Annotated in this window: 12 protein-coding genes; 9 read left to right on the plus strand and 3 right to left on the minus strand. The window is 73.1% G+C overall.

Translation table 11 applies throughout. From position 1 onward, the window contains the following. Positions 1–64: 64 nt before the first annotated feature. The 4 genes from D1350_RS13465 to D1350_RS13480 all read left to right on the plus strand — a co-directional run bounded on the left by D1350_RS13465 (position 65) and on the right by D1350_RS13480 (position 3,595). Positions 65–1,159 carry a hypothetical protein gene (locus D1350_RS13465; protein WP_125776534.1) on the plus strand — a complete coding sequence of 365 codons (1,095 nt, stop codon included), beginning with the start codon at positions 65–67 and terminating at the stop codon, positions 1,157–1,159. Positions 1,160–1,272: 113 nt separating this feature from the next. Continuing rightward, entirely contained in the window at positions 1,273–2,388 is a 1,116-nt protein-coding gene (locus D1350_RS13470; protein WP_125776535.1) for a zinc-binding dehydrogenase, read from the plus strand. Continuing rightward, the gene (gene fabG, locus D1350_RS13475; protein ID WP_125776536.1) at positions 2,385–3,143 is read left to right on the plus strand and encodes a 3-oxoacyl-ACP reductase FabG; all 759 of its coding nucleotides are present in this window, start codon (positions 2,385–2,387) and stop codon (positions 3,141–3,143) included. Before D1350_RS13470 ends, fabG begins: the two co-directional genes overlap by 4 nt. Continuing rightward, positions 3,140–3,595, plus strand: coding sequence for a MaoC family dehydratase (locus tag D1350_RS13480; protein ID WP_125776537.1), 456 nt, complete (start codon positions 3,140–3,142; stop codon positions 3,593–3,595). The genes fabG and D1350_RS13480 overlap by 4 nt, the downstream gene beginning before the upstream one ends. A gap of 152 nt (positions 3,596–3,747) precedes the next feature. Here the strand turns inward: D1350_RS13480 and D1350_RS13485 are convergent, their stop codons facing one another. Both D1350_RS13485 and D1350_RS13490 read right to left on the minus strand, forming a co-directional pair. After that, positions 3,748–4,971 carry an acetyl-CoA C-acetyltransferase gene (locus D1350_RS13485; RefSeq protein ID WP_125776538.1) on the minus strand — a complete coding sequence of 408 codons (1,224 nt, stop codon included), beginning with the start codon at positions 4,969–4,971 and terminating at the stop codon, positions 3,748–3,750. Between the two features lie 15 nt (positions 4,972–4,986). Next, on the minus strand, positions 4,987–6,201 hold the full coding sequence (locus tag D1350_RS13490; RefSeq protein WP_125776539.1) for an acyl-CoA dehydrogenase family protein: 1,215 nt from the start codon (positions 6,199–6,201) through the stop codon (positions 4,987–4,989). Positions 6,202–6,336: 135 nt separating this feature from the next. Between D1350_RS13490 and D1350_RS13495 the strand changes: the two genes are divergently transcribed. From D1350_RS13495 to D1350_RS13515, 5 genes are all read left to right on the plus strand, one after another. Beyond that, complete coding sequence (locus D1350_RS13495; RefSeq protein WP_164545169.1) at positions 6,337–7,080, plus strand: QsdR family transcriptional regulator; 744 nt, start codon at positions 6,337–6,339, stop codon at positions 7,078–7,080. A 31-nt stretch (positions 7,081–7,111) separates the two neighbouring features. Continuing rightward, positions 7,112–7,522 carry an acyl-CoA thioesterase gene (locus D1350_RS13500; RefSeq protein WP_125776540.1) on the plus strand — a complete coding sequence of 137 codons (411 nt, stop codon included), beginning with the start codon at positions 7,112–7,114 and terminating at the stop codon, positions 7,520–7,522. 151 nt (positions 7,523–7,673) lie between these two features. Then, entirely contained in the window at positions 7,674–8,738 is a 1,065-nt protein-coding gene (locus tag D1350_RS13505) for a phosphotransferase family protein (RefSeq protein WP_125776541.1), read from the plus strand. 1 nt (position 8,739) lies between these two features. After that, positions 8,740–9,945, plus strand: coding sequence for an acyl-CoA dehydrogenase family protein (locus D1350_RS13510; protein ID WP_125776542.1), 1,206 nt, complete (start codon positions 8,740–8,742; stop codon positions 9,943–9,945). 66 nt (positions 9,946–10,011) lie between these two features. Then, complete coding sequence (locus tag D1350_RS13515) at positions 10,012–11,595, plus strand: long-chain-fatty-acid--CoA ligase (RefSeq protein WP_125776543.1); 1,584 nt, start codon at positions 10,012–10,014, stop codon at positions 11,593–11,595. A gap of 72 nt (positions 11,596–11,667) precedes the next feature. Here D1350_RS13515 and D1350_RS13520 read toward each other — a convergent pair whose 3' ends face one another. Beyond that, on the minus strand, positions 11,668–12,942 hold the full coding sequence (locus tag D1350_RS13520; RefSeq protein WP_125776544.1) for an ABC transporter substrate-binding protein: 1,275 nt from the start codon (positions 12,940–12,942) through the stop codon (positions 11,668–11,670). Positions 12,943–12,944: the final 2 nt, after the last annotated feature.

Consider the following 12,944-nt stretch of genomic DNA (forward strand, 5'->3'; position numbering starts at 1 on the left):
ACACCCCTGGCCCGACAGGGTGTCAACCGCGCAGGTCAGGGCCCGCGCTGGCAGGATGACCGTCGTGGACGCAACCCCCGAGACCCCGGCAGAGCCGCTCGCCACCGCGAGCCATGCGGCCGCGACCTACCTCTACCTGCGCGTCGCCATCATCCTGATGATCGTCCTCCTGGCAGGGGCGGTGATCGCCTGGGACCGTTCGCCGCAGAACGACGTCCCGCTCGGGTCGATCAGCGCCTCCTGGTACACGCCGGTGCAGAGCATCTTCGTGGGGGTGCTGGTGGCGGTGGGCGCCGCGATGATCGCGATCCGGGGCCGGGGCCTCCAGGAGCCGCTGCTGAACTTCGCGGGCCTCTTCGCGCCGGTGGTCGCGTTCGTGCCGACCCACGACCCGGCGAGCCTGCGCTGCTTCGGGCAGGAGGCCGGCACGCTCGCCGGGCAGCAGCCGCCGAGCCCCACGGAGCCCGGCTGGGACGCGGCGGCGTGCACGGAGTGGGTCCTGCGGGCCGAGTTCACCGTCACCTGCTACCTCGCGATCGCCACGATCGGCCTCGTCCTCGCCACGATCTACATCTGGACGCGCCCGCGGGCAGCCGCGAGCCCGAAGCGCTCGACGCTGTGGTCGTGGTTCCGGGAGCGGGTCCTCGACGCGAGCGACCGCGAGCCCACCCGGAACGAGGAGCTGGCCGGCGCGGGCCTCGCCTGGGCGGTCTGGATCGGCTGGATCGTCTGGTTCACCACCGAGCACGCCGGTCCGGTACCGGACAACTCCTTCCTCCTGAACGCCCACGACGCCGCCGCGGTCCTCGTCTTCGCCCCGATGGCCGTGGTCGCGCTGCTCAGCGGCCTCGGTTCGATCGGCGGCCTCACCGGGGTGCGGCGCCACGCCGAGGGGGAGTCGACGCCGGACCCGCGACGGGTCGCGGTCTCCGCGGCGTACGTCGCTGTCTTCCTCGTCATCCTGGTCGGCCTGGTGGCGACCGGCGGCGCGCGGCTCCTCGGCTGGGTCGAGGAGGACTCCCGCTGGTTCTGGAACCTCGAGTTCGTCCTCCTGCTCGGCTTCCTGGCCTTCTGGGTGGTGCAGACCTGGGAGGAGCGCGGCGCGGAGCGCGAGGCCGCCACACAGAGCACGGGTACCACCCCCGCCGCAAGGAGGTAGCCTCGCGTCGCGTCGCACCTGCGGCGACCGCCACGCCGCCGTGGCATCCGGTGTACCGCAACATACCGTACAGTCGGTATGCTGTCCGGACCTACGACGAGGAGGTCGGATCGATGGAGATCACCGGTGCCGTGCTCGAACGCTGCGGCGCCCCCGCGCCCTACGCCAGCTCCCGCCCGCTGACCGTCGGGCGGGTCCACCTCGACCCACCCGGCCCCGGCGAGCTCCTGGTACGGATCGAGGCCGCCGGCCTGTGCCACTCCGACCTCAGCGTCGTCGACGGCAACCGTGTGCGACCCACCCCCATGCTCCTCGGGCACGAGGCCGCCGGGATCGTGGAGGAGGCCGGTCCCGGCGCCGGCCTCGCCCCCGGCCAGCGCGTCGTCATGACGTTCCTCCCCCGCTGCGGCGACTGCACCGAGTGCGGCACCGACGGCCGCCTCCCCTGCTCCCCCGGCAGCGCGGCCAACGCGGCCGGCACCCTCGTGGGCGGCGGGCTCCGCCTGCACCGCGACGGCGTCACCGTGAACCACCACCTCGGCGTCAGCGCGTTCGCCACCCACGCCGTCGTCAGCCGCACCTCCGTGGTGCCGGTCGACGCCGACGTGCCCGCCGACGTCGCCGCGCTCCTCGGCTGCGCCGTCCTGACCGGCGGCGGCGCGGTGCTCAACGCCGGGCGCCCCGCCCCGGGCGAACCCGTCGTCGTCGTGGGCCTCGGCGGGGTCGGCATGGCCGCGCTCCTCGTCGCCGTCGCCCTCGGCCACGAGGTGGTCGGCATCGACATGGTCCCGGCCAAGCTCGACCTCGCCCGCTCCCTCGGCGCCACCGCCGCATACACCCCCGACGACGCCGTCGCCGCCGGGGTCGCCGCCCCCGTCGTCGTCGAGGCCGCCGGGTCGGCCCGCGCCTTCGAGACCGCGTTCGCCCTCACCGCCCCCGGCGGCACCACCGTGACCGTGGGCCTGCCCTCCCCCGACGCCCGGGCGAGCATCTCCCCGCTGACGCTGACCGCCCAGGCGCGCACCGTCGTCGGCTCCTACCTGGGGTCCGCCGTGCCGGAACGCGACATCCCGCGGTATGTCGAGCTGTGGCGGGCGGGCCGCCTGCCGCTCGAGCGGCTCGTCTCCACCCGCATCGGCCTCGACGACCTGCCCGCCGCCCTCGACCGCCTCGCCGCCGGCGAGGAGCTCCGCCAGCTCATCACGTTCGACGAAAGGACCCCCGCATGACCTCCCCCACCAGAGTCGCCGTCGTCACCGGCGGCGCCCGCGGCATCGGTGCCGCGACCGCCCGTCGCCTCTCCGCCGACGGCCACGCCGTCGCCGTCCTCGACCTCCTCGAGGAGCAGGCCGCCGAGACCGCGGCCGGGATCGTGTCCGACGGCGGTCGCGCGCTCGCCGTGGGCGTCGACGTCGCCGACGCCGCGGCTGTCGAGGCCGCGGTGGCCCGGGTGCGCGACGAGCTGGGCGCGCCCACGATCCTCGTGAACAACGCGGGGATCCTGCGCGACAACCTGCTGTTCAAGATGTCCGAGAACGACTGGGACTCGGTGATGAGCGTGCACCTGCGCGGCGCGTTCCTCATGACCCGCGCGCTCCAGGCCCACATGGTCGAGGCGAAGTGGGGCCGGGTCGTGAACCTGTCGTCCACGTCGGCGCTGGGCAACCGCGGCCAGGCCAACTATGCGGCCGCCAAGGCCGGCATGCAGGGCTTCACCAAGACGCTCGCGATCGAGCTCGGGAAGTTCGGCATCACCGCCAACGCCGTGGCGCCCGGCGTGATCCAGACCGACATGATCCGCGAGACCGCCGAGCGCGTGGGCGTGCCGTTCGAGGACTTCCTCGCCGGGATGGCCAAGGAGGTGCCCGTGGGGCGCGTGGGGCAGCCGGAGGACATCGCCGCGGCGATCTCGTTCTTCTGCTCCGAGGAGGCGGGCTTCGTGTCCGGGCAGGTCCTGTACGTGGCGGGCGGTCCCCGCGCATGACGATCCACGTCTCGAGCCCCGCAGAGCTGGCCGACGCCGTGGGTTCCCGCGCGACCGGCGAGTGGTTCACGGTCGACCAGGACCGGATCGACGCGTTCGCCGACGCCACCGAGGACCACCAGTGGATCCACGTCGACCCCGCGCGGGCGGCGGAGGGCCCGTTCGGCGCGACGGTCGCGCACGGCTTCCTCACCCTCTCCCTCCTGCCGCACCTCGCGTCGGCGCTCATCGAGGTGGGCGGCATCGCCATGGCCATGAACTACGGCCTGGACAAGGTGCGCTTCCTGAACCCGGTGACCGCCGGGTCGCGGGTCCGCGCGAGCACGGAGATCACCGGCGCGGAGCCGACGTCGATGGGCGTGCGGCTCAGCTCGACGGTGACGGTCGAGATCGAGGGCGCCGACAAGCCGGCGCTGGTGGCGCAGACGCTGTCGCTGTACGTCCCGGCCTGACGACCGTGCCGAGGTAGTGCCTTCGTCCGACGAAGGCACTATCTCGGCAGGGGTCTCCCGCCGAGATAGTCACCTCGACGGACGAAGGCACTACCTCGGCGGGGGTCTCCCGCCGAGGTAGTGCCTTCGTCCGCTCCCGCGGCCGGACGGCGTCAGACCCGCTCGATCACCATCGCCATGCCCTGGCCGCCGCCCACGCACATGGTCTCCAGCCCGTAGCGGCCGCCGGTGGCGGTCAGGCCGTTGATCAGCGTGGAGGTGATGCGCGCCCCGGTCATCCCGAACGGGTGCCCGACGGCGATCGCGCCGCCGTGCACGTTCAGCCGCTCCTCGTCGATCCCGAGCTCGCGCGCGGACGGGATCACCTGCGCGGCGAAGGCCTCGTTGATCTCCACGAGGTCCATGTCGCCGATCGACAGCCCCGCGAGCGCGAGCGCCCGCCGGCTCGCCTCGACCGGGCCGAGGCCCATGATCTCGGGCGACAGTCCGCTCACGCCGGTGGACACGATCCGGGCGAGCGGCTGCAGGTCCAGCTCCTCGACGATGCGCTCCGACACCACGACCACCGCGGCCGCGCCGTCGTTGAGCGGGCACGCGTTGCCGGCGGTGACGGTGCCGTCGGGCCGGAACACCGGCTGCAGGGTGCCGAGCGTCTCGACGGTGGTGCCGCGGCGGGGGCCGTCGTCGGCCGCTACCACCGTGCCGTCCGCGAGGGTGACGGGCGTGATGTCCCCGGCCCAGAACCCGCTCGCGATCGCGGCCTCGGCGCGCTGCTGGCTGCGGGCCGCGAACGCGTCCTGGTCCGCCCGGGTGATGCCGTAGAGCCCGGCGACGTTCTCGGCGGTCTGGCCCATGGCGATGTACGGGTCGGGCAGCGAGGCCGACCCCCGGGGGTCCACCCACGGCCCGGCGCCGCCCGCCGCGCGCTTCTCGGTCGCCGCCAGGGCGTCCGCGAACCGCGGGTTGTTCAGGTCGACGCCCTCGATGTAGTCGCTGGACCCGACGGCCATCCCGCTCACCGACTCCACGCCGGCGGACACGAAGACGTCGCCCTCCCCCGCCTTGATGGCGTGGAACGCCATGCGGGTGGTCTGCAGGCTGGACGAGCAGTAGCGCGTCACCGTGGCGCCGGGCACGGTGTCCCACCCGAGCAGCACGGCCACGATGCGGGCCATGTTCATGCCCTGCCTGCCGCCCGGCAGGCCGCAGCCGAGCAGCAGGTCCTCCACGCGGGCCGGGTCCAGGCCCGGGACCTTCTCGATGGCGGCGCGCACCATCTGGGTGGCGAGGTCGTCGGCGCGGACGTCCTTGAGCGACCCCTTGTACGCCCGCCCGATGGGCGAGCGCGCGGTCGCGACGATGTAAGCCTCGGTCATGTGGTGTGCCGCCTCTCAGACGAACGCCGCGTGGCCCGTGATGGACCGGCCGACGATGAGCTGGTTCATGTCCTTGGTGCCCTCGAACGTGTAGACGGCCTCGGCGTCGGCGAAGAAGCGCGCCACGCCGTGGTCGAGGGTGATGCCGTTGCCGCCGCAGACCTCGCGGCACAGGGCGACCGTCTCGCGCATACGGGTGGTGACGAACGCCTTGGCCATCGCGGCGTGCTGGTCGCGCTGGGTGCCGAGGTCCTGCATCTGCGACACGCGTACGCACATGCCGAGGCTGGCGGTGATGTTCGCGAGCGCGGTGGCGAGCTTGTCCTGGACGAGCTGGAAGCTGCCGATCGGCCGCCCGAACTGCTCGCGCTGCGCCACGTACGCGACGGCCGCCTCGTAGGCGCCGATCGCGGTGCCGAGCGACTGCCAGGCCACGCCGTCGCGGGTGATCCGCAGCACCTTGGCCACGTCGCGGAAGCTGTCGATCGCCTGGAGGCGGTCGGCCTCGGCCACCTCGACGCCGTCGAGCACGATGTCGGCGTTCTGCACGATGCGCAGCGACTGCTTGCGCTCGATCTTCGTGGCGGTGAAGCCGGGCCTGCCCTTGCGGACGAGGAAGCCCTTCACCTGGTCGTCGGCGGTGTCCTTGGCCCAGATCACCACGACGTCCGCGAACGTCGCGTTGCCGATCCAGCGCTTGGCGCCGTTCAGCACCCAGGTGTCGCCGGTCCGGGTGGCCGTGGTGCGCAGGCCCTTGGCGGTGTCGGAGCCGGCCAGCGGCTCGGTGAGACCGAACGCGCCGATGAGCTCGCCGCTCGCCATGGGTGGGAGCCACTGCGCGCGCTGCTCGGGCGAGCCTCCCACGCCGATCGAGCTCATCGCGAGCCCGCTCGACACGCCGATGAACGTGCAGAAGGACGAGTCCACGCGGGCCAGCTCCATGCCGACCCAGCCGCGGAACACCGCCGAGTTCTCGAACGCCCGGGTCTCCTCCCAGGCGGCGCCCATGCTGCCGAGCTCGGCGAAGGGGCGGAACAGGTGGACCGGGCACTCGGCCCGGTCCCAGTAGTCGTCGGCGATGGGGCGGACCTCACGCTCCATGAACTCGCGGACGGCCAGCGCGGCCTTCTGCTCGACGGGGGTGAGCAGGTCCTGGAAGGAGTAGAAGTCGACGTCCAGCAGGGCAGAACCCTCCGCGGACGCCGGTCGTGATGCAGGGGCGAGCGTCATCGATCCTCCGATCGTCGTCGATCAGGGTCGGTCTGCGGGGCGGCAGCCCAACAGTCCGACCGGTCGGTCTGAACCAGTATGCATCATCTGCGGATATGTTGCACATTCCCAGGTCGAGCGGGTTAGCATGCGGTCATGGCAGCAACCGAGGGCACCGCCGCCCTGGCCGCGGACCCGTCCGGCGCCCCGAGCACCCCGGGGGTCACGGGGGCCGCCCCGGGCGAGCCGGGCACGCCAGGCGACCCCGGCGCCGTCGGGCACCCCGTCGCCACCGTGGGGCTGGCCGCCGCGCCCTCGTGGCTGTCGGAGCGCCTGGCCACCGGCACGCACCCGGACGCCCGCCGGGCGTTCGACCTGGCCCGGGCCGCGTTCATCGACGGCCACCGCATCGACATGGGCGGGCTCGCGACGACGCTCGGCGTCGACCGCGCCACCGTCTTCCGCTGGGTGGGCAACCGGGACACGCTGCTGTCGGAGGTGCTCTGGTCGCTGGCCGGGCCCACGCTGGTACAGGCGGACGAGGCGACGGCGCACCTCGCCGGCGCCGAGCGCGTCGCCGCGCTGCTCACGCGCTTCGTCGACGACCTCATCCGCGCCGAGTACTTCCGCACGTTCCTGCGCCGCGAGCCCGCCCGCGCCCTGCGCCTGCTCACCACCAAGGAGAGCGAGATCCAGCGGCGGTACCTGGCCACCACCGACTGGATCGTGCGCCGCGACCTCGGCGACGCCCCCTTCGGCGGGGCCATCGACCCGGCATCCCTCGCCTACCTGCTGGTGCGGGTGTCGGAGTCGTTCACCTACGCCGACCTGATCACCGGCGAGCCCCCCAGCACCGAGCGGGCGCGCACCGCGTTCCGCCACATCCTGCGCGTCGCCTGACCGCGGGACCGACCGACGTCGAAGGAGACCCATGTCCCGCCCCCCCGTGCGCCAGCCCTTCCCGCTGCGCTGGAACGACAACGACCAGTACGGCCACGTCAACAACACCGTCTACTACGAGGCGATGGACACCGCCGTGAACCGGTGGATGATGCAGCACACCGGGCTCGACCCCGAGGGCGACACCATCGCGGTGTGCGTGGCGTCGTCGTGCGTGTTCCGGGAGTCGGCGTCGTTCCCCGAGGAGCTCGAGGTCGAGGTCGGCGTCAAGAAGGTCGGCACCACGAGCCTCACCTGGGACCTGCGGATCCTCCGCCCCGAGCAGGACGAGCCCATCGCGCTGGGCGCGTTCACCCACGTGTTCGTCGACGCGGTCACGCGCCGCCCGGTGCCGGTCCCGGACGCGGTCCGCGGCGCGGTGGCGGAGCACATCACGGGCTGAGGTCACGGGCCGACGGCGGAGCGGGCGCCGGGCGGGGCGGAGCCCCGGGCGCCCGGCTCGCCCATCGCGGGTGGTCGCCACGCATACCGACCGCGCGGTATGCTGCTCGGCACCGGCCGGGCGGCCGGGGACGACGACGAAGGGGTCGAGGATGACCGACGTGCCGGGCCTGGACTGCGCGGGATTGACGCGATGGCTCGCGCGCGAGCACCCGGGGGTCGCGGGCGGCGACCTGACCGCGACGCTGACCGCGACGCTGATCGCGGGCGGCCGGAGCAACCTCACCTACCGCGTGGACGGCGCGCGGGCCCCGCTGGTGGTGCGCCGTCCACCGCTGGGCCACGTGCTGTCCAGCGCCCACGACATGCGCCGCGAGCACCGGGTCATCTCGGCGCTGCACGGCAGCCCGGTCCCGGTGCCGCCCACCGTCGACGTCGTGGACGACACGGCGACGAACGAGGTCACCGGGACCGTCTTCTTCGTCATGGAGCACGTGGCCGGCACCGTCCTCTCCCGCCCCGAGCACAACGCCGCCTACCCCCCGGAGGCCCTTCGACGGCTGAGCCTCCAGCTCGCCGAGATCCTCGCCGAGCTGCACACGGTGGACCCGGCGGCGGTGGGCCTGGCGGACTTCGGCCGCCCGGACGGCTACCTCGCCCGCCAGCTCACCACCTGGCGCCGGCAGTACGACGCGTCGCGGTCCCGCGAGCAGCCCGCCCTCGACGCCCTCCAGGACCGCCTCGGCGACCTCCTCCCGGACCAGGACGGACGCACCGGGATCGTGCACGGCGACTACCGGCTCGACAACGCGCTCGTCGCAGGCCCGCCCCACGCCCCGGAGATCGCCGCCGTCCTCGACTGGGAGATGGCCACGCTCGGCGACCCGCTCGTCGACCTCGGGATGCTCGGCATGTACTGGGACATCACCTCGATCGCCGGGGATGCCGGGCCCGCTGCCAGCGCCGTCGTGCCCGGGTCGGGCTACGCCGAGTTCGACGAGGTGGTCGACACGTACGCCGCCCGGGCGGGCGTGCCGACGCCGGACCTCGCCTGGTACCGCGCGTTCGCGTCGTACAAGCTCGCCGTGATCCTCGAGGGCATCCACTACCGCTTCCGTGCCGGCGAGACCGTCGGCACGGGGTTCGACACCATCGGCGACCTGGTCGCCCCGCTCGCCGAGGACGGCCTCGCGCGTGCCACCCCGAGGAGGAACTGACATGGACTTCGCCCAGGACGCCCGCACCGCCGCGCTCGTCGAGGAGGTGACGGCCTTCCTCCACGACCGGGTGATCCCCGCCGAGCCCGTGCTGGCGGAGCAGGTCGGGGCCACGCCCGGCGAGTGGACCTTCCGCCCCGTCGTGCGCGACCTCCAGAAGGAGGCGCGGGCGCTCGGCCTGTGGAACCTGTTCCTCCCGGGCAGCGCCGGCGCCGGCCTGACCAACCTCCAGTACGCCGCCGTGGCCGAGCTGACGGGCTGGAGCCCCCGGCTGGCCCCGGTGGCGTTCAACTGCGCCGCGCCCGACACGGGCAACATGGAGCTCCTCGCCCACTTCGGCACGCCCGAGCAGCAGGAGCGCTGGCTCGCCCCGCTCCTCGAGGCGACCATCCGCAGCGCGTTCTGCATGACGGAGCCGGACGTGGGGTCGTCGGACGCGACGCAGGTCGCCACCCGCATCCGGCGGGAGGGCGACGAGTACGTGGTCTCGGGCCGCAAGTGGTTCGCCACCGGCGCGATGAGCCCGGACGCCGCCCTCCTGATCGTCATGGGCAAGACCGACCCGGAGGCCGCCCGGCACCGGCAGCAGTCCATGGTGCTGGTCCCCCGGGACACCCCGGGGATCACGTTCGTGCGGCCGCTGACGGTCCTCGGCTACGACGACCGCGACCACGGCGGCCACGCCGAGATCGTGTTCGACGACGTTCGCGTGCCCGCCGCGAACCTCCTCGGCGGCGAGGGCGACGGGTTCGCCATCGCCCAGGCGCGGCTCGGCCCGGGCCGGATCCACCACTGCATGCGCGCCCTCGGCACCGCTGAGCGCGCCCTCTCGCTGGTGCGGGAGCGGGCGCGGACCCGTACGGCGTTCGGTGGTCCCCTCTCCGAGAAGGGCGTGGTGCGGTCGTGGGTGGCCGAGTCCCGCATCGAGATCGAGGCGCTCCGGCTCCTGGTCCTCAAGACGGCGTGGCTCATGGACACCGTCGGCAACCGCGAGGCGATGACGGAGATCCAGTCCATCAAGATCGCCGTGCCCCGGGCCGTGCAGCGGATCCTCGACCAGTCGATCCAGCTCTTCGGCGCGGCCGGCATGACGTCCGACCAGCCCCTCGCCGAGATGTTCGCCGGCGCCCGGTCCCTCCGGATCGCGGACGGCCCGGACGAGGTCCACCTCGCGGCGCTCGGCAAGGCCGAGCTGCGGCGTCCCTGAAGAACCGGCCTGACGAACACCCCGGACACACCGCTCGACGACGATGACGACGGAAAGGAAACGACCATGACCCACCAGCCCGACGAGGCGATCGACGGGGACGGCTTCGGCACGCTCTCCGCGGCGAGCATCCTCGCGGAGACCGCCAGACGCCGCCCCGGCAACGCCGCCCTGCACTTCATGGGCACCACCACGACGTATGCCGAGCTCTGGGACCAGACCCGCGCCTATGCGGGCGCGCTGCGGGCCCGCGGGATCGGTCCGGGTGACCGCGTGGCGATGATCGTGCCCAACGTGCCCGACTTCCCCCGGGTGTACTACGCCGCGCTCTCCCTGGGCGCGGTCGTGGTCCCGGTCCACCTGCTGTTCAAGGCCGCCGAGATCGAGTTCGTGCTGCGCGACTCCGGCGCCGACGTCGTCGTCGTGGCCGCCCCGCTGCTCGGCGAGGCGATCCCGGCCGCGGAGCGCGCGGGCGTGCCGCTCCTGACCGTCCTCGCCCCGCCCGCCGGTGCCGGGGGCCCCGCGCTCCCCCGCCTCGAGGAGGAGGCTGCGGCGGCCACGCCGATCGTGCGGCACGAGCCGGTCCGGCCGACCGCCGCGGCGACGATCCTGTACACGAGCGGGACCACGGGCACACCGAAGGGCGCCGTGGGCTCGCACCTGGCCGTCGTCGAGCAGGTGCACTGCTCGCTCGTGGACGCCTTCGACCTGCGGCACACGGACGTCGTCTTCGGCGGCCTTCCGCTGTTCCACGCGTTCGGCCAGGTGTCGGTGATGAACACGGGCTTCCGCGTGGGCGCGGCGATCATCCTGCTGCCCAAGTTCGAGCCGGACGACGCGCTGGCCCTCATGGTGAAGCACGACGCGACGGTGTTCACGGCAGTGCCGACGATGTTCATGGGCATGATCGAGGCCGGCCGGCGCAGCGAGGCCCGTCCGACCCTGCGGTACGCCGTCTCGGGCGGCGCGTCGCTGCCGCTCGCGGTGCTGTCGGCGTTCGAGGAGACGTTCCGCGCCCAGGTGCACGAGGGCTACGGCCTGACGGAGACCGCCCCGACGGTGTCGACGAACCCGCTGACCGAGCTGGTCCGGCCGGGCACGGTGGGCAAGGCGATCTGGGGCGTGGACGTGGCCATCGCCGACGCGGACGTGGAGGGCCGCATCGAGCTCCTGGAGGAGCCGGGCGCGCTGGGCGAGATCGTCGTGCGGGGCCACAACCTCATGAAGGGCTACCTCGGGCGGCCCGACGCCACGGCCGAGGCGATCGTGGACGGCTGGTTCCGCACGGGCGACCTGGGCACCGTCACCGCCGAGGGCGTCATCACGATCGTGGACCGCAAGAAGGACATGATCATCCGCAACGGCTACAACGTGTACCCCACGGAGGTGGAGGCCGTCATGGCGCGCCACCCGAAGGTCGCGATGGCCGCGGTGTTCGGCGTGCCGGACGACGCCCACGGTCAGGAGGTCCACGCGGCCGTCCTGGCGCACGACGGCGAGACCGTCGACGCCGACGAGCTCGTGGGCTACATGAAGGAGCAGGTCGCGGCGTACAAGTACCCGCGGGTCGTGCACGTGATGGAGCAGCTGCCCCTCGGCCCGAGCGGCAAGATCCTCAAGCGCGAGCTGGTGGAGCAGTTCGGCGCCTGACCCTCGCCGCCCGACGCCGAAGCCCGCGTGGTCACCTGGGTGACCACGCGGGCTTCGGCGTCGGGCAGAGCGCTACGGCGCCGGGACGCCCTCGTTCTCCAGCGGGACCGGCTGGGGCTCGACGGCCTCGACCGTCTCGGCGTCAACGCTGTACGTGGTGCCGACGAAGTCCTGGACGCCCTCGTTCACCATCGTGATGCCCACGCCGCGGAAGGCGGCGTGGTCGTCCGGCCCGAAAGCCAGCGGCACGACGCCGTTGCCCACGAGCTTGCCCGACTCGATCGCCTCGACGAGGCTCTCGCGGGTGGGGTCCTCGCCGGCCATGGCGAGCGCCTCGGCGAAGAGGTAGCCCACGCTCATGCCGTAGATCGTGTTGCCGTCGAACGGGGCGCCGCCGTTGTGGTCGTCGTTGATCTGGCGGAAGAGCTCCACCCACTCGTCGTCGGCCATCGGCAGGTAGTTGGTGCTCACGAAGCCCTGGAGCAGCTTGGGCCCGTTCTCCTCGCCGAGGAAGCCGACGAGCGTGGGGTAGTCACCGCCCGACGACGACGAGAGCCAGCGCGGGAACCAGCCGAGCTGCGCCGCGGTACCGATGGCGAGCGCCGTGAAGCCGTTGACCGTCGCCAGCATGACCACCTCGCAGCCCGCGGCCTTCATGGCCCCGATCTGCGCCGTCACGTCCTGGTTGGACACCGAGTACGTCTGCACGTCGGTGAGGCCGTCCGCGCCCAGCGCGAGCTCGACGCCCTCGAGGAACTCGGTGCCGAAGTCGTCGTCCTGGCCGAGCACGCAGGCAGCCTTGCCGGTGAGCTCGTCGGCGGCGTACTGCCCCAGGGCGGCGCCCTCCGTCACGTAGTCCGCGTTGAACGCGAACGTGTTCGGGTATGTCTCGGGCTCGTTCCAGCCGGTGCTGCCGGACGCGACGAACAGGTCCGGCACCTCGTTCTGGTGCAGGAAGTCGAGGACCGAGGAGTGCGTCGGCGTGCCGAGCCCGTTGAGGACCGCGAAGACCTCGTCCTCCTGGACAAGCTCGCGCACCACGGTCTGCGTGGTCGCCGGGTTGTAGCCGTCGTCCTTGACGACGTACTCGATGGTGCGGCCGTTGATGCCGCCCTTGTCGTTCACGTAGTCGAAGTAGGCCTTGGTGGCCGCCGAGATGGACGAGTAGCCGGCCGCTGCCGGGCCCGTCAGCGGCTGGTGCGTGCCGACCGTGACGGTGGTGTCGGTGACGCCGGGGGCAGCTGCTGCCTCGGCCTCCGGCTCCGGGACGCTGCAGGCCGCGAGCGCTGCCACGGCGAGCGCCGTGGCGGCCGCCGCGACGCACCTGCTGGTGCGGTGGTGGGACATGG

The organism is Antribacter gilvus (genome assembly GCF_003946865.1).
Lineage (GTDB): Bacteria > Actinomycetota > Actinomycetes > Actinomycetales > Cellulomonadaceae > Antribacter > Antribacter gilvus.

Excerpts from the sequence above, each read along its gene's own strand:
- D1350_RS13470 (WP_125776535.1), top strand. The coding sequence starts at position 1,273 with ATGGAGATCACCGGTGCCGTGCTCGAACGCTGCGGCGCCCCCGCGCCC.
- fabG (WP_125776536.1), top strand. The coding sequence starts at position 2,385 with ATGACCTCCCCCACCAGAGTCGCCGTCGTCACCGGCGGCGCCCGCGGC.
- D1350_RS13480 (WP_125776537.1), top strand. The coding sequence starts at position 3,140 with ATGACGATCCACGTCTCGAGCCCCGCAGAGCTGGCCGACGCCGTGGGT.
- D1350_RS13485 (WP_125776538.1), bottom strand. The coding sequence starts at position 4,971 with ATGACCGAGGCTTACATCGTCGCGACCGCGCGCTCGCCCATCGGGCGG.
- D1350_RS13490 (WP_125776539.1), bottom strand. The coding sequence starts at position 6,201 with ATGACGCTCGCCCCTGCATCACGACCGGCGTCCGCGGAGGGTTCTGCC.
- D1350_RS13495 (WP_164545169.1), top strand. The coding sequence starts at position 6,337 with ATGGCAGCAACCGAGGGCACCGCCGCCCTGGCCGCGGACCCGTCCGGC.
- D1350_RS13500 (WP_125776540.1), top strand. The coding sequence starts at position 7,112 with ATGTCCCGCCCCCCCGTGCGCCAGCCCTTCCCGCTGCGCTGGAACGAC.
- D1350_RS13505 (WP_125776541.1), top strand. The coding sequence starts at position 7,674 with ATGACCGACGTGCCGGGCCTGGACTGCGCGGGATTGACGCGATGGCTC.
- D1350_RS13510 (WP_125776542.1), top strand. The coding sequence starts at position 8,740 with ATGGACTTCGCCCAGGACGCCCGCACCGCCGCGCTCGTCGAGGAGGTG.
- D1350_RS13515 (WP_125776543.1), top strand. The coding sequence starts at position 10,012 with ATGACCCACCAGCCCGACGAGGCGATCGACGGGGACGGCTTCGGCACG.
- D1350_RS13520 (WP_125776544.1), bottom strand. The coding sequence starts at position 12,942 with ATGTCCCACCACCGCACCAGCAGGTGCGTCGCGGCGGCCGCCACGGCG.